This is a genomic window from Vibrio anguillarum (assembly GCF_001989995.2).
Taxonomy (GTDB): domain Bacteria; phylum Pseudomonadota; class Gammaproteobacteria; order Enterobacterales; family Vibrionaceae; genus Vibrio; species Vibrio anguillarum.
In genome coordinates this window covers 41,464-63,240 of the sequence record NZ_JAHGUP010000041.1, presented here as the reverse complement: position 1 = coordinate 63,240, position 21,777 = coordinate 41,464, and the positions used below count along the sequence as shown (strand labels likewise).

Here is a 21,777-nt window from a genome sequence, read left to right as displayed (position 1 = left end):
TAAGCGGAGAAGAGCCCTTTTTGTATATCAAAGTTACCTCAACATCACTGTTTGAACTTTGGGTTGTAACTCATAAAGGGGCAAAAGTGTTTTAGTAAGCCATACCAATCATAATAAATGGCACACTCTCAACGCTCACGAAACTAATTCCCTCCCCTTTTAGGGGGAGGAACAGAACGGTATACGACCGAAGACATCCTTTACATAAGTCACACTCAAAAATAGTGTGAAATAGTCAAATAACGGGCGCGGATGTGCTCTATCAGCAAGCGGACTTTATTCGGGGGTTGGCGAGTAAAGGGATACACGGCATATATACCCAATTTTTTGCCCACTTGTTCCGGGAAAATATCCACGAGTTGGCCGTTACGAAAATCATGATAAACCAAACAGCGCGGTACATAAGCAATGCCGTGGCAGCCTAAAGCCGCTTTTCTTAGTGCCGTGGCATTATCCGTAGAAAAGCAGCCCGATACTGTGACAATGTAGTTTCCTTTGCGGCCTTTAAATTCCCACTCGCTCGCACCTGTGGTTTGGTACGCGTACTGAAAGCAGTTGTGGTTGACTAAATCTTCCGGTTTTAACGGTTTTCCATTTTTCGCAATATAAGAGGGAGAAGCGCACACAACCCACTGTGAGTCTAAAATATGCCGCGCAATTAAGCTTGAATCTTCCAAGTAACCAGTGCGGATCACTAGGTCAAAACCTCCTTCCACTAAATCAACAAAACGGTTATCAAGCGACATGTCTACCGTTAAGCCGGGGTGTAAATTGCAAAATTCCGCCACCGCGTCGGCCAAAATTAGATCGCCTGATATGGTGGGAACCGACATTTTGATGTGGCCGCTGACATTTTCACCAAACCCAGCCACCGCATCGACGGCTTCTTGAGTGGCAAGCTTCACATTTTTCGCACCCTGTAACAGTGCCTTACCTGCTTCGGTCAGGGTTAATTTACGCGTAGTTCGATATAATAGCTGCACGCCTAACTCTTCTTCTAAACGCGCCATTCTTTTACTAACTACCGAATTTGTAAGGCTATTCTGTTCTGCTACTTTACTAAAACTTCCCAGTTCCATCACTTGTGAAAACAATATTAGGTCGTCTGCTCGCATCTTATTATGTCAATTTTGGAATTAATTATTTTCATTATTTCCCTATATCCATAAAAAATAAAGGAGTAAATTCACCCCGAATTAACAAAAAAATCACAAATATAATAATTTAGCTACCCGACCTGGCCGAAAGGTCTGTAGCCCCTACAGGATGTCTGCTCCTCAACTATCCTACTATTTAGAGCTAGTACGAAGAGCACACTTTACGAGGAAGTATCCAATGAACGAAACCTTACTGGCACTAGTGGCCTTCTCCCCCATTGTGGTGGCAGCGATTCTTTTAGTCGGCCTCAACTGGCCTGCGAGAAAGGCGATGCCCGTGGCTTTTGCGTTAACCGTGGCCATCGCCCTCACCTTTTGGGATATGTCGGCAAACCGTGTGCTTGCTTCTGTTTTGCAAGGGTTCGGTATCACGATTTCCGTGCTCTGGATTGTGTTTGGCGCAATCTTCCTACTCAACACCTTAAAACACACTGGTGCTATCACCACCATTCGTAACGGTTTTACCGATGTTTCGGCTGATCGCCGTGTGCAAGCCATTATCATTGCGTGGTGTTTTGGCTCTTTTATTGAAGGCGCTTCTGGTTTTGGTACACCAGCAGCTATCGCGGCACCGTTGCTGGTTGCGATTGGCTTTCCCGCGTTGGCTGCCGTATTGATGGGGATGATGATCCAATCCACTCCTGTCTCTTTCGGCGCCGTGGGTACGCCGATTATTGTTGGGGTAAACAAGGGGTTAGATACGCACAACATCACCGAAACGCTGATCAGCAACGGTTCAAGTTGGGATGTGTATTTACAGCAAATCACCACCAGTGTCGCCATCACCCATGCGATAGTCGGTACATTGATGCCAGTATTAATGGCGATGATGTTGACGCGCTTTTTCGGTAAAAACAAAAGCTGGACCGAAGGGTTAGATATTTTGCCTTTTGCGATTTTCTCTGGCTTGGCTTTTACTGTGCCTTACGCGCTAACGGGCGTCTTTCTTGGCCCAGAATTTCCCTCATTAATCGGTGGCTTGATCAGCTTGGCACTGGTTGTCACGGCCGCGAAAAAAGGCTTTTTAGTACCAAAATCACAATGGGATTTTCCAGAAGAAAAATCGTGGCCCGTAGAGTGGTTAGGCTCATTAAAAATTGATATTGAAGAGATCAAAGCTAAACCGATGGGCCTTGCATTGGCTTGGACTCCCTATGTTCTACTCGCGGTTATCCTTGTGGCAAGCCGTGTGAGCAGCGAATTTAAGTCACTGCTGGCTGGAGTGAGCCTATCCTTTAACAACATTCTGGCTGAAACAGGCATCAGCACGGCCATTCAACCGCTTTATCTTCCCGGTGGCATCTTGGTTTTTGTCGCGTTACTGGCAGTAATATTGCAGTCGCGCAGTGCGACACCGCTCATCAAAGCATTCGGTGAATCAAGCAAAACGCTGATCGGCGCGGGTTTTGTGTTGGTATTCACTATCCCTATGGTGCGCATTTTTATTAATTCTGGCGTCAATGGCGCAGAGCTTGCGAGCATGCCAGTCACTACCGCCAATTTTGCCGCGGGTTTAGTCGGTGATGCCTTCCCTGCATTAAGTGCCACCGTTGGCGCACTTGGGGCGTTCATCGCAGGCTCAAATACGGTGTCGAACATGATGTTTAGCCAGTTCCAGTTTGAAGTGGCGCAAACACTCTCTATCTCCAGTGTGATGATCATTGCGCTACAAGCTGTTGGCGCAGCGGCGGGCAATATGATTGCGATTCACAACGTCGTCGCGGCATCAGCAACGGTCGGTTTATTGGGCCGTGAAGGAGCCACGCTGCGCAAAACCATTATCCCGACTTTCTACTACCTTGTGATGACTGGCCTTATCGGTTTAGTGGTGATTTACGGCTTTAATATGACCGACGTACTAATGACCCAGCAACCCTAAGTTTGGTGATGTGATTTGGTATCAACTTGGTTTTTATAACCATTAATCTTGTGTAATAAATGCAGAGCTCGCTAGGCGGCGGCTCTGTACAAATTAGGATTCAATCTATGATTATTTCAGCCTCCACCGACTATCGCGCTGCCGCGAAAGCGAAATTGCCTCCTTTTCTGTTTCATTATATTGATGGTGGCTCATACGGTGAGCACACGCTCACACGCAATACCGCCGATTTAGCCGATATCGCACTGCACCAACGCGTACTTAATGACATGTCAGAGCTCAGTTTAGAAACACAACTGTTTGGCGAACAGCTTGCAATGCCGATCGCCCTTGCCCCTGTAGGTTTAACTGGTATGTACGCGCGGCGCGGCGAAGTGCAAGCAGCGCGCGCGGCTGAAAATAAAGGCATTCCTTTTACACTGTCTACCGTATCGGTTTGCCCGATCGAAGAAGTATCAACGGCGCTGGCTCGACCAATTTGGTTTCAACTCTACGTGCTTAAAGATCGCGGCTTTATGAAAAATGTGTTGGAGCGCGCCAAAGCCGCGGGGGTAAAAAACCTCGTGTTTACCGTGGATATGCCCGTTCCCGGCGCGCGTTACCGCGATATGCATTCTGGCATGAGCGGCCCTAATGCGGCGATGCGCCGAGTGTTTCAAGCGATGAAACACCCAAGCTGGGCGTGGGATGTTGGCTTGCTCGGTAAACCACACGATTTAGGCAATATTTCTGCCTACCGTGGCACGCCGACTAAATTGGAAGACTACATTGGTTGGCTTGGCGAAAATTTTGATCCTTCCATTTCATGGAAAGATTTAGAGTGGATCCGCGACTTTTGGGACGGCCCGATGATCATTAAAGGCATTCTAGATACAGAAGATGCCAAAGACGCGGTGCGATTTGGCGCTGATGGCATTATCGTATCCAACCACGGTGGTCGCCAGCTTGATGGGGTATTGTCAACCGCCAAAGCCTTACCTGCGATTGCTGATGCGGTGAAGGGCGACCTGAAAATTCTGGTCGATTCTGGAATTCGCACTGGGCTTGATGTAGTACGCATGCTCGCGCTGGGCGCGGACTGCACGCTGCTGGGTCGCTCGTTTGTTTATGCATTGGCGGCGCAAGGTCAAAGCGGCGTTGAGAACTTGCTCGATTTATATGAAAAAGAGATGCGCGTTGCCATGACCTTAACCGGAGCGAAAACCATTGCCGATTTGTCACGAGACTCGTTAGTCAAACTTTAATCTCATAATGACAAACCTACGGTAGCCGCACGTTAACCTATCCACAACCTCAATTTAAAATGGGAAACAATGATGGCCAGCACTCTTTCAGACGCCACCTATCGTCAACTGGAAACGCAACTCGCTACACGTATCGACCCTGAGCGCATCATCACGCAGCAGGCAAAACGCCTTGCTTATGGTACTGATGCCAGTTTCTATCGCTTAGTGCCGAAAATTGTGCTGCGCTTACAAAGCCTTGATGAGGTCATTTTTGCCATTAAAAGCTGCCGCGAGCTTGGCGTTCACTGCACGTTTCGCGCCGCTGGCACCAGTTTATCTGGTCAGGCAGTTTCTGATTCAGTCTTGATCGCCTTAACCGATGACTGGCGCGGTCATCGCATTCACGATGAGGGCAAAAAAATCACCCTACAACCGGGGGTCATCGGAGCCGATGCCAACAAATACCTTGCCCCTTTTCAACGCAAAATCGGCCCAGATCCAGCCTCAATCAACACCTGCAAAATTGGTGGAATCGCCGCCAATAACGCCAGTGGTATGTGCTGCGGCACTGCGCAAAATTCTTACCGCACTGTCGATAGTATGAAGATCGTCTTCGCAGACGGTTCCGTGCTCGACACCGCAAACCCAGAAAGCATCGCTGCATTCAAAATCGCTAAACCCAAATTGCTTGAAGGTATTGCTCAACTTCATGCACAAACGGCGCAAAATCACACACTATCAAAGCTTATTCACCACAAATATCGCCTAAAAAACACCACTGGCTATGCCCTAAATGCTCTCGTTGATTACTCTGATCCGATTGAAATCATTGAACATTTGATGATTGGGTCGGAAGGCACACTCGGTTTTATTGCCGACATCACCTACAACACCGTCATTGAGCTCGCGCACAAAGCCTCAGCGCTGCTTGTCTTTGCTGATATTGAGCAGGCTAGCCAAGCGGTTACGACCCTGTCCAAAACCCCAGTTGCGGCAGTCGAAATGATGGATGGACGCGCGATGCGCTCTGTCGCTGACAAAGCCGGCATGCCCGCATTTATTGCGCAATTGGATCTAGAAGCCGCTGCGCTGCTAATTGAGTCTCACGCCAGCGATCACGCGGCCCTTCATTCGCAATGCAGCGCCGTGATGGCAGCACTAAGCGATTACCAGATCATCGAATCCGTACCATTCACCTCTGATGCCAAGACGGTGGCAACCTTATGGGGCATTCGCAAAGGGATGTTCCCTGCCGTGGGCGCGGTGCGCGAAGTGGGGACAACCGTCATCATTGAAGATGTGGCGTTTCCGGTAGAAAGCCTTGCCAATGGTGTGCGCGACTTGCAGGCTCTGTTTGATCACTACCACTATCACGAAGCCATCATCTTCGGCCACGCTCTAGAAGGCAACTTGCATTTTGTCTTTACACAAGGCTTTGATAGCCAAAGTGAGATCGACCACTACGGCGCATTTATGGATGAAGTGGCCGAGCTGGTGGCCGTGAAATATCAAGGCTCACTCAAAGCCGAGCACGGCACGGGCCGTAACATGGCACCGTATGTGGAATTGGAATGGGGCAAAGACGGTTACACCTTAATGCAACAAATCAAAACCCTGTTTGACCCACAAGGCTTGCTCAACCCCGGCGTTATAATCAACGATGATCCGCGTTCCCACTTAGCTAACCTAAAGCCAATGCCAGCAGCTGATGCCTTGGTCGATCGCTGCATCGAATGCGGGTTTTGCGAACCTGTTTGTCCGTCTCGCACACTATCACTCTCGCCCCGTCAACGAATAGTCTTGTACCGCGAGCTGCAACGTCGACGCGCGCAAGGTGAAACGGTAGAAGCTTCTGAGCTTGAAAAAGTCTTTGAATACCAAGGATTAGACACCTGCGCCGCAACTGGCTTATGCGCTGAGCGCTGCCCTGTTGGTATCAACACTGGTGATTTAGTGAAAAAGCTGCGCACCGCGAAATACCAAAAATTCATCCTCATTGCTACATGGACGGCGGATCACTTTGCCGCCACCACAGCCGTGGCTAAAATCGGCCTCAGTGCCAACCAATTGGCGAGCAAATGGCTGGGCGACAAGTTAGTCGGCGGCGCAACCAACGGCTTGCGTAAACTCAGCAAAGGCAAAACGCCTATTTGGTATCCACAACTGCCGCAAGCCAATCATCAGAACTTAGCCATTGCAGTAGAAAACCTGCCGCGCCGTGAGAAAAAAGTTGTCTATCTGCCCTCTTGTGCGAGCCGAAATATGGGCCAGCAGAACAGCGCGGGCGATCAGCGGCCATTAACCGAAGTGACCTTATCGCTGCTTAACAAAGCAGGATATGAGGTGATCCTACCTAACGAGCTCAACAGCCAATGTTGTGGTATGCCCTATGACAGCAAGGGAATGAATGAGCTTGCACAGTCAAAAGCGCAGCAGTTAGAAGCCGCGTTATGGCAAGCTAGCCAACAAGGGCGATATCCGGTATTGATGGATACCAGCCCGTGTGCAAAACGCAGTATTGAACAATTTACTAAACCACTGGAGATTTTAGAACCCGTCGGTTTTGTCAATAAGTATCTGCTGGATTCTTTAGCGATCAAAGCCAAAGAAGAAACTGTGATGCTGCATATCACCTGCAGTGCGCGCAAAATGGGATTGGAAGCCGATATGCTCAAATTGACCCAAACCTGCGTCAGCACGGTGATTGTGCCAGAGCATATTCAATGCTGCGGTTGGGCGGGCGATAAAGGCTTTACCACGCCAGAACTGAATGCGGCGGCCGTTCATCCGCTCAAAGAGCAAGTCCCTGCTCACTGCGAACGCGGATTCAGTAATAGCCGTACCTGTGAAATTGGCCTGTCGCACCACAGCGGCATTCCATATCAATCTATTTTATATTTGGTCGATGAAGTGTCTAAACCGCTTTGATCTACTCTCAATCTTAAAATAGCTCATTGGATAAAATGGGCTGTTTTTTTGTCTCTTTATCTGGCGTACCTTTACCTCGTATACCAAGAGTTTGTAAATACGCTTTGGGGCTTAAACCAAACTGACTGCGAAAGCGTTGATTAAATCGCTGTTCCGATTGGTAACCGCAACACTGTGCCAATATCGCTATATTTCGTTGGCCACTTTGCATTAAGTTCAGCGCGTGATTCACACGCACTTCAGCCAAAACCTCACGGTAACGGGTGCCATGTTGCTTTAAGCGTCGAATTAAGGTCGCGCGGCTCATGGCAAAGTGCGTTGCTACCCGCTCAAGTGGATGTTCTTCTTCTGGTGACTGGGCGAGGTAGTTTCTCAGCTTCTGCTCAAAGGGTAGAGAATTACTCTCAAAGAGCCAATGCAGTACACCTTGCTCAGCCAATTGTTGGTATAACACCATCAGTAGATAGGCTTGGGTTTCTTGGCTGATTAACGAAAGATCGAACGAGGCGAGCGCATTGAGCGAACTTTTCAGTGAAGAGTTGGTTGAAATCACAGGCCACATAACTGGGCGATCATGACTTGCGCTTAACGCAAGCATCGCCTCGGTCGGGCGGTAGGTGAAACTGAACAGCCTTGACGAGAAGTAACCGTGCTCTGGTAAATTTTCGAAACTGAGCGAAGCTGAGGCCTCACACAACAATAACGAAGTGCTCGATAGATTAATGGCCTCTTCCTTATGAAACAGTTTTTTACTGCCAGATTGGATCTGAATCAAGCTTGGAGAGTGAATCCTCACATTTCTCAGCCTTTGTTGCTGAGCGGCTCGAAAGGTGGTGACTTGGTATTGGTGATTCATCACTCCCCCATGAATTAGCGTGTATAGGTTGCGGTCAGCGTCGCTTTTTCTAACGCCAAACTATTGAGGGTAAAACCAACCACCGCAGGTGATACATCGGCCGCCAAATTGAGTTTTTCCGTCGGGAGAGCCCATACCGTAAACTGGTAACGGTGCATTCCGTGCCCTTCTGGCGGACAAGCACCACCAAAACCAACGCTGCCATAATCGATACGTGTTTCTATTGCACCGAGCTTTTTGACTTCAACCCCACGTGATAGCTCACTCACTGTCGCTGGAATATCCAGCGCAATCCAATGCCAAAAGCCACTTCCTGTCGGAGCATCTGGATCAAAAACCGTAATAGCAAAGCTTTTGGTTCCTTGTGGTGCATCAGTCCAAATTAAGTGCGGCGAAAGATTCTCCCCAGAACAACCCCAGCCTGAAAATTCAAAGGTTTTTGCCATCGGGTGGCCTTCTTGGATATCACGGCTGCTGAGTTGCAGAGCGTTTGCCATTCCTGCAAATAATAAGCTGGTGGTTAACGTCGTGGTGACGATGGCCGAGCTAAAAATCGTCGAGTTCATTGTTTTCTCCTATGAATAAGTTCATGAACAAGTCTAGCAGCATCACCCATACAACATCCGACGGAAAGTATCATTTTGACGCTTTAATGATTGATCAGTGATACTTTTTGTTGACCCCATTCCTCTACCATCATCGAGAGACTACTGGAGAGGACTGCTATTGATAATGTTACGCACAATTAAGTTTACACACATATCGAGACTATTTTTGAGCCAATACTCTCATAGGCTCATATGCTCATATGCTCATATGCTTTATGAGGCATTGATTGCCATATAGAGGAGATCAAAATGCAATTATCAATACGTCTACTTGGCTTAATAGCAGCAGTGGTGTTGAGTTCTACTCAAGCCACAGCTTCAACGGAAAAAGAACCACTACCCACCATTGCGGATAAAGTAATCCATCCGCATTCTTTAACAACCCATCAATCTCTAACCACTCACTATCCAATTCATTCACCGGGAGCCAGCTTTATTAAGGTCCACTTTGATAAGTTTCAACTCAGCAAAGGGGGAAGCGTCACACTACGCTCTCCACACAGCAATGAAAGTATCACCTACGACAGTTCAGAGAACGGGCCTTTATTTGCCCGCTCGATTAATGGGGATAGCGTTATCGTGGAGTGGAAAACTGGTGAACATCCTGACCAAGCACAGATCTCAATTGACTATTTTATGGCTGGGAATGAAAGTGCCACGTTATCACAACCGAACCTAGCCGCTGATAATTCTGGGTTGTTCTCAACCTGTGGCATCAATGAAAGAAAAGATGTTGCTTGTTGGAGCGACTCACACCCTGAAAAAGTGGCGTGGAGTAGCGCCGTAGCAAGGCTACTGATTGATGGCCGTAGTTTATGCACAGCTTGGCGTGTCGGGCCCAATAATCACATGATCACCAATAACCACTGTGTATCAACAGCCTCTGAACTAAAAAATACTGAAGTATGGTTTAATTACCAACGCACAACTTGCGGCGGTAGCTTGGATACCACAGTAAAGGTCATGGGCGATCAGTTATTAAGCACCGATTATACCTTGGACTACACATTATTCACGGTGGCTAATTTCGAGCAGCTAGGACAATTTAGTTACTTAGGCTTAGACAATTCAGAACCCAGCTACGGCACGAGTATTTATATTCCACAACACGGCGCTGGTAACCCCAAAGAGTTGGCGATTGAAAGCGATCAAAATGGCTCAGGCATGTGCCAAATTGATATAGCCTCTACCAATGGTCGCGGTGCCAATACCGACACAGGGTATTTTTGTGACACTATTGGCGGCTCTTCTGGTTCACCTGTATTGACCTCTGAGAGCCATAAAGTCATTGCACTACACCACTTTGGGGGGTGTGAAAACCAAGGGGTCAAAATCAGCAAAATCTGGCCTCAGGTTGCACCATTCTTTGATAACCAGTTGCCCGTAGGGAAAAAAGGAGGCACTCCACCTCCGCAAGATGGCGTCATCCAGCGTGGGCAAAGTATTACTGGCATCACCTTGAGCAAAGGCCAACAAAAACGATTCATTTTACCTGCATCAGAACGCCAAGCAGCGGTAAAAATTTCGATAACCTCTGGGCAAGGCGATGCCGATCTCTATACCCTTTCAGGCAATCCACCGACCAAAAGAGTCTTTGATTGTCGGCCTTACCAATCAGGAAGTAATGAGCAATGTCTAGCAGAGCCAAATGCTGAGGATCTGCATATCATGATCGACGCATACTCGAATTTTTCTGATGTAACGTTACAGGTAGAATAAAACTGAAAATTAGCTGACCAACTACTTGCAAGTCGCCAGTGGTTGGTCATAGCTTAAAACTCTTGGTTCATTTTTAGCAGGCTGTTGAGTAATACTGTTTCTTCGTTTGCATCCAAGTATCTCGTCAGATCTTTCACTAACTCCACATGCAACTGATTATGCTGGCGATGAATTTTCTGACCTTCCGCGGTTAAAGTCACGACAATCGATCTTCTGTCATCCGGGTGCGCGCCGCGTTCAATCAACTTGGCATTCACTAACTTCTCTATTTGAACGGTGAGCGTACCGGTTGTGATACCGAGTTTTTGCGCTAACTCTTTCATTCTCATCGGGCCATGAATACCTAACACCTCGATGGTGTGGATCTGCGCCAGAGAGTAGCCAGTTTCTCGCACCACAGATTGCTCCCATGAGGACATCTTGTCGTAAAATTCGGTTAATTGTTGATTCAGTTTTTCGATATTACTCATCATGCCATCGGGTGAACTTCAAGGGTAAGGTGGTGGATTTTATCAAACTTCGCCAGTATTTGTTTATATTCTGCCACGGTTTTATCAACATGAGATTCTAAGATAATCGCAGCTGAGTAGTGATGACCACTGATTTTCCAAATATGGAGATCTTTAATCACCGCAAATGCGGCTAGCTCTTCTTCAATTAAACGTCGATAGGGTTGCTCGATGCTTTCATCTAATAAAATGGGGCTAGTCTGCTTGATAAGACCTATTGTCCACTTAGCAATCACGGCAGCGCCGACGATGCCTACAACAGAATCTAACCAGTTCCATCCATAATATTTTCCAAACAAGAGCGCCACAATCGCCAAAAGAGAAGTCAAGGCATCGGCAAGAACATGCAAATAGGCCGCTCGTAAATTGTGATCGTGATGGTCATGGTCATGGTCATGGTCATGGTCATGGTCATGGTCATGGTCACCATGACGGTGGTGATGGTTATCATGCAACAATAGCATGCTCACTACATTCACCAGCAAGCCAATGATGGCGACAATAATCGCTTCATTAAATTGAATCGCTTCGGGATTGAATAAACGATGAACCGATTCCACCACCATCAGCAACGCCACAATACCTAATGCAATCGCACTGGTGTAGCCTCCCAACACACTCACTTTACCTGTACCAAATGAGAACTTTTCACTGTGTGCATGCTTTCTAGCATAACGGTAAGCAAACAGCGTAATGCAGAAAGCGGCCGCATGAGTTCCCATATGCCAACCATCGGCAAGCAGAGCCATCGAACCGAAAATAGTACCAGCAATGATCTCCGCTACCATGGTGACAAGCGTGAGCAAAAGAACGTAAAACGTGCGTTTCTCATTTTGGTCTGCGCTAGCGATAAAGTTATGACGATGCTCGGTAGTAAACTGCAAAATTCCACTCACTTAGTTTGATAATCAAAATATTTGATTTGAATTTAATTTGATCATCAAACATTGTCAACAAACTCTGTCTATTGGTAGCGAAACCATTGGGAAATAAGCTAAGTGGACAGTAGAGGTAGGAAGAGGGAACAAAAGCCCTCCTCCGTTGAGAAGGAGAGCCGGAAGGAATTACCACATCAAATCATCAGGGACTACGAAATCCGCGTACGGATCATCTTCAGCAGGTAGAGATTCATCAGCGGTTTTATTTTCGATAATGCTCTCTTCATCACGCATGAAGATTTTATCCGCTACCACACCCGGGATGACAGCATAGCCCTCTTCATAACGCGCGATAGCCAAAATTCCTTTACTCAGTTGATCACGAACCAGTGAATCGACATAAAGTGACTTCACCAACTTACCATCAACAAAGTTGTATTTGATTTCACCGTGTTTTAGATCCAGCTTATTCATCTCAATCAGTTGTTTTACTTGAGCGCGAATTTCTTTGCTCAACAACTGCTCTTTTTGCTGTTTATTCAGTGCCTTGTCGCGCTCTTGTTGCTCGACTTTATTCGCTTCTACTGCCGCTTTCACTTCACGTGCTTGCACGCGCGATTTTTTAGAGCTCTTTTTCGCTTTGCTGAGTTTTTTGGCGTTAACTAAACCCGCTTTTAGCATTTGCTCTTGTAGAGATAAGGTTGCCATGATCAATCCAAGTCAGTTATTTGCTGGTGAGTTTAACGGTTCATGGCGAGTGAATAAAGAGCGCTGTGGTTATCTTATTCATCCTAACGAGCAAAAAATGCTTTTCTAAACTCATAACGCTGCTTTGCCGCGTAACGCACCCACTCTTCTGTCGAAAGGGTGGCATAGGCTGTCTTTCTCTGGTTTGAGAGCGTCTTTTCTAACTGCGCTAATGCTTGCTGGTAGTCAATGACTTGAGCAGCCTGCGCTTGTTGCTCGATTTGGCGATGGGTCACCTCACTGCGCTCATGTTCATTTAAGTAAAGTTCGGCCAAACCTTGTTGTACTTCTAAGCGCTGTTCTAACGATAAATGTTGAGGGATCAACCGAATCGCTTGTTCATAGCGTGCATTACCTGTGTTTAATGAGAATGTATCCCATTGATATTGATGCTGTGCAAGCCGCTGTTCAATGCTCTGCAACGCCTCTTCTACCGAAGCAATACCTTCGTAGTCATTGGGTTGCTGTACAAAATCATCATAAGCGTACTGATCAGTAAACAAGATATCCGCTTGTCGCCCCCATACTTGTTGATCAATCGATTTTACATAAGCCATTTTGTCACCTAATTCCGTATCCTGACTGATGAGTTCCATTCCAAGCAACGCGTCACGTTGCGCCTGTTTTTGCCAATAGAGTGCAACCAGCTCATAGCGTTCATGGGGCAACTGCGCTTGTAATTGTTGTAGCCGCGCAGCACACACATTTTGCTGACGACACTGTTGCCAAAACTGCTCTATTCTCTCTCTCAGCGCTTTGCCTATTTCTGTTTGCAGCGTTTCACCAACGAGTGTCCACTCTTCATGGGTTTGATGATCGCGATTAGCCACCAAAGCAACGCCACTTTGCTCTGGCAAACGCACCGTGCCCGGCAATGCAACCTCAATTCTATTGGGTGGTGTTTGGACAGTGGGAAACTCATCCCTCTTCACCCACCAATAACTTGCGCTGCCGGCTAAGGCAACGCAGATCAATAACCTAACCCAACGCATCTAGCGGATCTCAGCTTTAACCGGAAAGTGATCCGATAAATTGTAATGCTGCCATAAACGCTCGTCCGTGGTTCTTGGCACCAGCACAGTATTGCGATTTTGTTGTTCGCTTGGTTGTGCAAACTCTTGGCTTACCACCACATAATCAAGGTACTCCACGTTTTCACCACCGGATAAGGGTTCTCCTGCAAAATCATTGATACGCGGATCAAACGTTGATTCGGTATAGCCTGCGTAGCTAGGTTCGGTTGACGCAAGATTAGCGAGCATGTTTTGATAGTCATCGGCAAATTTACGTTTATTCACGTTAAAATCACCGCCATAAATCACCATTTCTGTGCTGGGAATAGAGAACGATTGCGCAAAACTGCGCATCTGTCTGAACTGACGTTGACGATAATCGCGAGCGGTATCGGTATCAAACGCGGCAGTATGCGTTGCAAACAGATGATACGCCTGACCATTTTTGATGATTTCAGCATAATTCACCCCTTTATCAGCAAAACAGTCAGTTCCCGAGCAATCAGGGAAAACATATTGTCCTTGGTTAACAATTGGGTAGCGGCTGACGATGATCACTCCACCGTCATGGATATTCACCCCAGACTTATCGAGCATCTTCGTTTGGTACGGATACTCTTTTGCCAGCTCTCGAAGAAAGGCATCACGCCCCGCAGCAAACACTTCTTGCAGCATTACGGCATCATATCCTTTGATATGCTGAGGGATGATAGCAAAACGCTCGGCAATATTTGAAGCAATCACAGGTAACGCCCAAACGTTATAGGTCATCACTTTTAAGGTCTCAGCGTCGGGTGTTTCTTCTGTATTCGTTGGCGTAATGGTGTAATAAATATCGTCGTAACGAGTGGTGCTGACGGATTTAAACGCAAGCTCGGTTGGACGTTCAATCAACTGCGTTGAGTAATAACGGTGAACCGCACGATCATTTTGCCACTGAAGAGGGACATCTCGGGCTTGTACCCCATGCTCAATGCTTGAGTTATACCAATGACCTTCCATCTTCTGCTGTAAAGAGAAAACCTGCCCTTGCGGCAAAGTCACCATGGTTTCAAATTGGTACGTGTTGCCAGATTTCACCCCTTGCCAGCGGTTAAAGCTGAGCACCATTTTGGTTTCCCACGGGCCTAACGTCTCACTGTGTTGCTGCCATTCACTGCCTTGTTGCAACTGATCAGATCCGGTCTGTTTCACAGCAATAGACATTGGCAGCGCAGAGTTATTGGTTAAATAAATATCGGTGTCCGCCAATACCGCATGAGCAGCAAGAGACAGCCCAAATAACATGACTTTATTAATAATCTTCACGTTTTCATCCTTTAACTGTGAAAAAATAAATTAAGCCATCACCCTATGAAATATTGATGTAAGAAATACGACAGTTTGAGTACTCCAAGAAAGGTCACGAAAAATATAAAAACTATTGAACGATTTATCGATATTTTTTCTTTCAAGGCAAATTTTAGCGTTATACTGCCCGCCCCAAATTGTGAGAGGATTTTTTGTGGAACGTGAAATGTCAGTGATCATTGGTTTGTGTAACCCTAAAAGCCCAACCAACGTAGGTGGTGTGATGCGCGCGGCAGGTTGCTACCAAGCGTGCGCGGTTCGCTACAGTGGTGAGCGTTATGATCGCGCAGTGAAATTTCAAACCGACACAAAAAACATTCAAAGTAAAATCCCGCTCACCGCGATGGTAGAGATCACGCAGGACTTGCCAAGTGAGATGAAAATCGTCTGTGTTGAACTGGCAGAAGGGGCTACACCACTGCCCGAGTTTATTCACCCGGAAAAAGCGCTGTATGTGTTTGGCCCTGAAGATGGTTCTATTCCACAAGAGATAGTCAACCAAGCCAGTGAGGTTGTATACATCCCAACGATTGGTTGCATGAATTTGGCCGCGAGCGTCAATGTGCTGCTGTATGATCGATTGGCAAAATCCAAGCTCGATATTGACCACAGCCAACGTATTCTCGATAGCCGAGATGTGAAAAATCGTTTGAAGTTTAAACGTGCTGATCAACCAGCCACTTAAGGCTGCAATCGAAGCCAATGAAACAAGCGAACGTTCTTCACTCAATAGAGCCTAACGCTCACTTATTTCATTGGCAGTCATAACGGTTAAGTCTCGCTAGCGAATATCCAGCTGTTTAAGAACAGATGGATAACCCCAACCATCTTCGCCAACTTTAACTTCGTCTCCCGTTAAATAGTGATAAAGAGTGGGCGCAAGTGAGCCATTTTCGACTGAACCGAGCGGCGTGGCTTGATTGCCAATCGGGCTCCCCCAAAAACCGATAAAAGCATCTTTTTCTAGATAGCTTTCACCCGCATGACGCCCCGGAACTTTAGTATTAAAGCCAACGCCCTCTTTAGGAAATAGGTTAATGGTGCCCGCACGGTCGTCTTCATAAATAGCAGCGAGCTGATTAACCGAATCTGGACGGGACGTAAAACGTGTTAACTCTCGCCACTGCGCACTTGAGCACCACGTCTCAGGTTGATTCGCTTTAGCGTGATAAACGCAACGTTCGACGAGTTGTGCATAATGTTCTAGCTCGTCAGATGAAGGAGGCGACAAATAAGCATTTAGCTGCTGAACGCTAAGCAGCAATGGCTGTTCCGATTTAGCAAAATAGCGCAGTTTATCACCCTTTTTTTCAATCCATTCATCCACTCGTTTACCTTGCCGCTCGCCAATCAACCGTACAGAACAGTCCGTTAAATCACATGGTTTTTCTCTCACGACTAAATAATCTAGGCTTTCAGCAAGTCGCGCTACGGTTTCATCGATCACATCAACCTGCTGCCCTAGCTTAGAATGAATCGGTTGCCAACGGATCAGCTCTTGATAAACCGGTTGAACTTCCCATCCAGCTTCTGCATTAAAGAAATCCATCATAAAATTTCCACCCGCAGTGGAAGCGACGACCACATCAATCCCTTTGTTTGACGGCGCGTTAATCGCATTCGTCATTTTTGGCCCTTCTTCCTCATCCGATGAGATTTTCTTCACGTTGAGTTTTATTCCCAGTTGCGACGCTAGCGGCTCAAAGATCTGTTTTTCTGGATTGAGGGAGAAATAAACAGGCGCTAAACCATGATCGCCAGCCATGCCCCATAACGTGCGGTCATATACTCCCGCGTCTTGATAGGTTGCTTCTATTTGCGCTAGCCAGTAATCGAGGCGGTTTAGTTCCCCAGTAGGCATGATGACTTCATCGCTGAATGGGCCGCTAAAATGAGCAAAATGATCCGGCCATGGATTATAAATCAGCGTATAGTCGGGCATTCCTTTCAGTTCTTTTTGTGCAAGTTGTTTCAACTGGTGAGCAAGTACTTGATGGCGAGTCCAGCGAGTATAAAAATCCCACTTGCTTATCTGCTGATAGCGCGTGACCTCTTCAACTAATGTCGTTCGCAACTGTTGGAGTTCACGTTCGACAATCGCGCGCTCTTTCAGCTCACGCACACACCGCTTTTCACCAAAATCACGTAGTGCCTCACCCGCCCCCAAATTCACTAAACCATCATAAGTGGTGTGAGCATTCCAATCGTATTGCGCATTGCAGTTGAGGGTATTGAGGTAAGCGAGGCGATCAAACATCGTTTGTACTTGGTTTTTAACCAGTAAGCGATCAAGCTGCAGTGCATCATTACCAAAAAAGTAATAAGCACGGTCGGTTGGGCGATCAACAAAGTGGAAATTGGGTATGCCAGTACCACCTTGGCCGGACACCTTAGCTCCTGTTTTTATGATCGGTAAATTACGCACACTGATCGTTGGTGTTGATGAAATGCCCACTTGAGTAATAGAAGCGCGATGATCACGATACAAGCGTTTAAAAAACGGCAAGTAATGTGGATCGTGATAAGGCTGCTCAGCCAATATCTGCATGAAACGTACTTGTTGCTGATGTTCAGGTTGAACCACCTCCATTGAAGAGGGCTTCGTACTCAATCGATTGTTGTGATCTTGGTGAGCTTTGCGGATAAATGGCTTACTCGGGTCAACCAAACCTTCGATCAGCCCTTGTTGCAAACCATCCACGGTGATCTGCACTGCCATACGACGTTGTTGCTGAGAGCGGAGAAACGCAATCAATGCTTGAGGATCATCATCAAATGCTTTTTGTAACCAGGAATTTAGTGCTTGTTCACGCTCTTGCTGATAGACAAATTGGCGGTAGCCTTTTAATACGTTCATACGCACAAAATCAATCAAAGTAACCGTGATTGCCTCTGCTTTGTTGTTCACACGTGCTGTATTTTCTGGCTTTGCATCTTCTAATACCCCAAAAAGGGCTTGCTTCATCTCTCCTTCATCCATCCCATTAGCAGCCTGACTAATAATTTGGATCACTATCGGTTGGATTTTATTAATCAGTAATCGATCGGGTTCACTTGACGCCAGATATTGATAGTGATCCGGCAATCTCTCAAGCTGTTGCCACTCACCAATTTCAACCAAGGCATCATACACAGTCACCATGGCCGCAATAAATTGGGCATCCACTTTAATCCCTTCATGATGCCCTTGATCTTTAATATTTTCTTTTTGTTCACTCACCACCTCTTCCCCATAATAGTAGAGGCTATGCTCGAATCCCTTTAAAACCTTTGCGTCATAAACAGTACTTAAATACTGTTTAAATACATCATCATTTTCTAACCCCGTATAACGATCATAATATTGATATAAAAAATAGCCCAGCGGGATGGCGTAAGTTGGGTTAGAAATTTGTGCAATAACGCGAGCTTTTGTTTTTGCATCTAAAGGCAACATAAGGATATAGCTATCGAGTGTTACCCCGGCGATGGTAAATAAGGTCGAATCACGGGCAAAGCGCGTTGAATAGCTTAAAGACGACGCCATTTGATTTTTTAATATTTGCGCCGAATTGAACAGCCCGCCAACCACAGGCGCATCACTGATAGCAGCGAAAGAAGTTGATGAAAGTAAAGAAGTTAAGAGTAACGCGATGGGTTTTAGCCGCCCAAAAGAATAAAATATCATACTGTTTTCCCTACAGTTATTGCATGCGCACATTGTGGCAAGCTTACTCGTAAGGTCAAGCCGTAAGTTATATTTACGTTATAACTCGGCCATATGTCCACATCAAAAGTAATGATACTAATTGACTATTCGATAATGACGAGTTTCATTGCCTTTTTACCGATTCGATTCTATAAATAATGCAAATAAAAATAAATAAAACTCTCATCACACGATAGAGAAACTTGGCTTAATTCGTTTTTTACTTATTTAATTCGGGGGCAGTATCATGCGCACCAATCAACCTGTTACACAAAAGGAAGTCAAGTTTCCACCTAGCTATAATTTATTATCGGTCACTAAACCAAGCAGCCATATCACTTATGCCAGTAAAGAATTTTGTGAGGTCGCTGGCTATTCATTAGAGGAACTAACAAACCAGCCTCACAATATGGTGCGACACCCTGACATGCCAGCAGAAGCGTTTAAAGATATGTGGGAGCACTTAAAACGCGGCCAATCTTGGATGGGTATCGTCAAAAATAGATGTAAAAATGGCGATCATTATTGGGTTGATGCGTTTGCTTCTCCGATAGTCGAAAATGGCAAAACGGTTGAGTTTCAGTCAGTACGTTTGTGTCCAAGTCGAGAACACATCACCAACGCAGAAAAAATCTACGCGCAGCTCAAAGCGGGAAAAACACCTAGGCGACTCAAGCTACCTCGAACTCGTTTATGGCAGCGCTTAGCCCTAACTTTATTACCCATCGCGGGTATCAGCTTTGTTGCAGATACTTTCCTTCCCGGCATAGGTTTAGTATTGATGTTATTACTGTCAATGGTTGCAGGTTATAGTTTAACTCGCCGCTTAGAATCGCTCAGTGCCGAAGCCCGCAAGGTGTTTAATAACCCACTAATGGAATTGGTGTATAACAACCATATTGATGACATTTCTGAAATCAAATTGGCCTTAAAAATGCGCCAGTCTGAACTCAATGCGGTCGTTGGACGCATCCAAGATTCAAACCAACAAATTAAAGATGCAGCTCAATCGTCCTCTAAAAATAGCGAAACTACGGCGATCAATTTAGAGGGGCAAACACGAGAAACAGAACAAGTTGCCGCCGCGATCAATGAAATGCACTCTACCGCGAATGAAATTGCACAAAATGCGCAAAGTGCTTCTGACGCGGCAGAGAAAGCAAAATTGGCCGCCGAAGAAGGCATGGATTCGGTAAAAGATACATTGAATGCAATGCAACAGCTCGCCACCCAACTAGACAGCGCCTCATCGGTTGTCACGCAACTATCAGAACATGGGAAAACCATTGGCCAAGTGTTAATTGTGATCCAATCTGTCGCTGAACAAACCAACCTGCTTGCACTCAACGCCGCTATTGAAGCTGCTCGGGCTGGCGAGCAAGGCCGTGGATTTGCGGTCGTCGCCGACGAAGTTCGCACCTTGGCACAACGCAGCCATGAGTCCACTAAAGAGATCCAAAATGTCATTGCGCTGATTCAAACCAGTACCCACCAAGCTGTCGATGCAATGCATGAAGGCACACAATTATCTAAATTATGTGTTAATAGTGCCAATGTCTCTGGTGATAAACTCAATATGCTACTTACTCAGGTGATTGATATTACGGATAGAAATGAACAAATTGCCACAGCCGTAGAAGAGATGGCACGCGTTACTGAAGATATGAACTCAAGCGTTCAATCGATCAGTGATGTCTGTGTTGCGACCAATATTTTGGCCAGTGATACACGAGATGAATGTGAGAATTTAGTGGAAAACCTTGGTTCTCAAGGACAATTAGTTAGCCAATTTAGAAAGTTATAATTTCATGCCCTACCAGCCCTCTAACGAGGGCCAGTCAGTTTAAAAAATAAAAGCAGTGTTTATAAATTATTACTGCTTCTATTTTATAGGGATCGCTAATCTATTGGAAATACAATTGGGGCATCAAGCACTGCCGTACTCACATTTTTTTCCATAGATTTATTTTGAATTTTTTTCACTGTATCAACTATCCAATTAAATACTCCAGGTCTGGTAAAACCAGCATAGAATGTCGCCTGATTATGCACCTGAGAATGGGAATTCACTCCCGTACTGGCAACACCATATACCTTTCCTTGGTAAATTAAAGGACCACCGCTATCCCCTCTAAAAGTAGAATATTTCGTTAATACAGTACCAAATTCATTGACATCAAATCTAGAATCTGAAGAATCTAATGGTGGATTTTCAATAGTAATAGAATAACGGTTAGGCTTATATATCCCATGTTCTTGTCTATATTCATAACGCGTTTCAGCCCAATCACAACTTTCTTGATCTATTTGAGAATATTCCTGAGTAAAAAAGTTGTTTGAAAAATATTTAGAACTATTACATTGAGCCATATCCACTTCACGCTCATAATCTGGAGAATTTTCCTTTGCAGCGACAATAGCAGGAATTGGCATACGCTTTAGACTTGAGGTTGAATAACCGATGGGGAAAACTTCTGCTCCGAGAGGAATTGACTGATTTGCGACAGGTAAAAACGTAACCCCCTCTGGCATGCTTTCAAGTTCTACGATAGCTATATCATCAAATTCATCTCGGCCTATTCCATTACTAGGTTCGAATATGTGATCAGCTGTATAGGCTTCTACTATTTTAACTTTAATACCTGGGTTCGGTATACGGCCATTCTCATCAACCTCTTGAGATCCTGAATGTAAAAGATACGCATGATTCCCTTTTTGAGCGCCGAGTCCGACACAATGGTGTGCGGTAAGTACTGTTTTTGGCGCAATCAACGTACCAGAGCAATGCGCATATTTAAAATAAACCATGTATGGCGCATCACTTGGTAAGACATCATTACCTTCAACAGCACTAGCAGGCAATGAATAGCTTCCTCCCACCAAGGTCAAGCCAATTAATATTGGTTTTGTATATTTTTTATTTTCCATTTAAATTTCCTCTTAATTTTATGATCTTTTAAAGTAAACGACAAAAATCAATTCTTCAGTGCTTACATAGCTTTTCATTAAAAAAACTCACGCAACCTATCGATATTCATAAGATGGTTACGCTATATAAACTCATTATTTTACGGTACGACAGTAATTAAACCACAGTACATTAGCTTTTACGAATTAAAGATAGTAAAAACAATCTTAACTATGTTATGCTAATATTTATTATATCCGATAAAAAATAGATGAATAAAATCAATATTAACAATGCACAAATGATATAGC

The 21,777-nt window shown here is 45.6% G+C and carries 16 protein-coding genes; 6 read left to right on the top strand and 10 right to left on the bottom strand.

Going from position 1 to position 21,777, the window contains the following annotated elements; all coding sequences use genetic code 11:
• Window positions 1–215: 215 nt before the first annotated feature.
• Window positions 216–1,115, bottom strand: a complete 900-nt coding sequence (locus PL85_RS11405) for a LysR family transcriptional regulator (RefSeq protein WP_115340023.1) — start codon at window positions 1,113–1,115, stop codon at window positions 216–218.
• Between the two features lie 220 nt (window positions 1,116–1,335).
• Here PL85_RS11405 and PL85_RS11400 point away from each other — a divergent pair, with 220 nt between their 5' ends.
• The 3 genes from PL85_RS11400 (at window position 1,336) to PL85_RS11390 (ending at window position 7,190) form a co-directional block, all read left to right on the top strand.
• Window positions 1,336–3,036, top strand: a complete 1,701-nt coding sequence (locus PL85_RS11400; RefSeq protein WP_174223859.1) for an L-lactate permease — start codon at window positions 1,336–1,338, stop codon at window positions 3,034–3,036.
• Window positions 3,037–3,143: 107 nt separating this feature from the next.
• Window positions 3,144–4,280 (top strand): FMN-dependent L-lactate dehydrogenase LldD, encoded by a 1,137-nt coding sequence (lldD, locus tag PL85_RS11395; RefSeq protein ID WP_115340021.1) that lies wholly within the window; start codon window positions 3,144–3,146, stop codon window positions 4,278–4,280.
• A 69-nt stretch (window positions 4,281–4,349) separates the two neighbouring features.
• A complete protein-coding gene (locus PL85_RS11390; RefSeq protein WP_412766529.1) occupies window positions 4,350–7,190 on the top strand; it encodes an FAD-binding and (Fe-S)-binding domain-containing protein in 2,841 nt (946 codons plus the stop codon).
• 13 nt (window positions 7,191–7,203) lie between these two features.
• Here PL85_RS11390 and PL85_RS11385 read toward each other — a convergent pair whose 3' ends face one another.
• Both PL85_RS11385 and PL85_RS11380 read right to left on the bottom strand, forming a co-directional pair.
• Window positions 7,204–8,046, bottom strand: a complete 843-nt coding sequence (locus PL85_RS11385; RefSeq protein WP_214649630.1) for a helix-turn-helix transcriptional regulator — start codon at window positions 8,044–8,046, stop codon at window positions 7,204–7,206.
• A gap of 14 nt (window positions 8,047–8,060) precedes the next feature.
• Window positions 8,061–8,612: a YbhB/YbcL family Raf kinase inhibitor-like protein gene (locus tag PL85_RS11380; protein WP_115340018.1), complete on the bottom strand. Its 552-nt coding sequence runs from the start codon at window positions 8,610–8,612 to the stop codon at window positions 8,061–8,063.
• Window positions 8,613–8,903: 291 nt separating this feature from the next.
• Between PL85_RS11380 and PL85_RS11375 the strand changes: the two genes are divergently transcribed.
• Window positions 8,904–10,373: a serine protease gene (locus PL85_RS11375; protein ID WP_115340017.1), complete on the top strand. Its 1,470-nt coding sequence runs from the start codon at window positions 8,904–8,906 to the stop codon at window positions 10,371–10,373.
• 53 nt (window positions 10,374–10,426) lie between these two features.
• Here the strand turns inward: PL85_RS11375 and PL85_RS11370 are convergent, their stop codons facing one another.
• The 5 genes from PL85_RS11370 to PL85_RS11350 form a co-directional block, all read right to left on the bottom strand.
• Window positions 10,427–10,843, bottom strand: a complete 417-nt coding sequence (locus tag PL85_RS11370) for a MarR family winged helix-turn-helix transcriptional regulator (protein WP_047687777.1) — start codon at window positions 10,841–10,843, stop codon at window positions 10,427–10,429.
• The gene (gene dmeF, locus PL85_RS11365) at window positions 10,843–11,766 is read right to left on the bottom strand and encodes a CDF family Co(II)/Ni(II) efflux transporter DmeF (RefSeq protein ID WP_115340016.1); all 924 of its coding nucleotides are present in this window, start codon (window positions 11,764–11,766) and stop codon (window positions 10,843–10,845) included. Before dmeF ends, PL85_RS11370 begins: the two co-directional genes overlap by 1 nt.
• Window positions 11,767–11,946: 180 nt before the next feature.
• Window positions 11,947–12,468, bottom strand: a complete 522-nt coding sequence (locus PL85_RS11360) for a DUF2058 domain-containing protein (protein ID WP_010320225.1) — start codon at window positions 12,466–12,468, stop codon at window positions 11,947–11,949.
• A gap of 83 nt (window positions 12,469–12,551) precedes the next feature.
• On the bottom strand, window positions 12,552–13,499 hold the full coding sequence (locus PL85_RS11355) for a hypothetical protein (RefSeq protein ID WP_234826581.1): 948 nt from the start codon (window positions 13,497–13,499) through the stop codon (window positions 12,552–12,554).
• Window positions 13,500–14,828 carry a sphingomyelin phosphodiesterase gene (locus PL85_RS11350; RefSeq protein ID WP_115340015.1) on the bottom strand — a complete coding sequence of 443 codons (1,329 nt, stop codon included), beginning with the start codon at window positions 14,826–14,828 and terminating at the stop codon, window positions 13,500–13,502. It lies immediately after the preceding gene.
• 196 nt (window positions 14,829–15,024) lie between these two features.
• Between PL85_RS11350 and PL85_RS11345 the strand changes: the two genes are divergently transcribed.
• Window positions 15,025–15,555, top strand: coding sequence for an RNA methyltransferase (locus PL85_RS11345; protein WP_010320227.1), 531 nt, complete (start codon window positions 15,025–15,027; stop codon window positions 15,553–15,555).
• A gap of 96 nt (window positions 15,556–15,651) precedes the next feature.
• On the opposite strand, the gene PL85_RS11340 is transcribed toward PL85_RS11345, so the two are convergent.
• Complete coding sequence (locus PL85_RS11340; RefSeq protein WP_115340014.1) at window positions 15,652–18,570, bottom strand: alkaline phosphatase family protein; 2,919 nt, start codon at window positions 18,568–18,570, stop codon at window positions 15,652–15,654.
• Window positions 18,571–18,805: 235 nt separating this feature from the next.
• Here PL85_RS11340 and PL85_RS11335 point away from each other — a divergent pair, with 235 nt between their 5' ends.
• Window positions 18,806–20,362: a methyl-accepting chemotaxis protein gene (locus PL85_RS11335; RefSeq protein WP_115340013.1), complete on the top strand. Its 1,557-nt coding sequence runs from the start codon at window positions 18,806–18,808 to the stop codon at window positions 20,360–20,362.
• A gap of 95 nt (window positions 20,363–20,457) precedes the next feature.
• Here the strand turns inward: PL85_RS11335 and PL85_RS11330 are convergent, their stop codons facing one another.
• On the bottom strand, window positions 20,458–21,486 hold the full coding sequence (locus tag PL85_RS11330) for a trypsin-like serine protease (RefSeq protein ID WP_115340012.1): 1,029 nt from the start codon (window positions 21,484–21,486) through the stop codon (window positions 20,458–20,460).
• Window positions 21,487–21,777 lie beyond the last annotated feature (291 nt).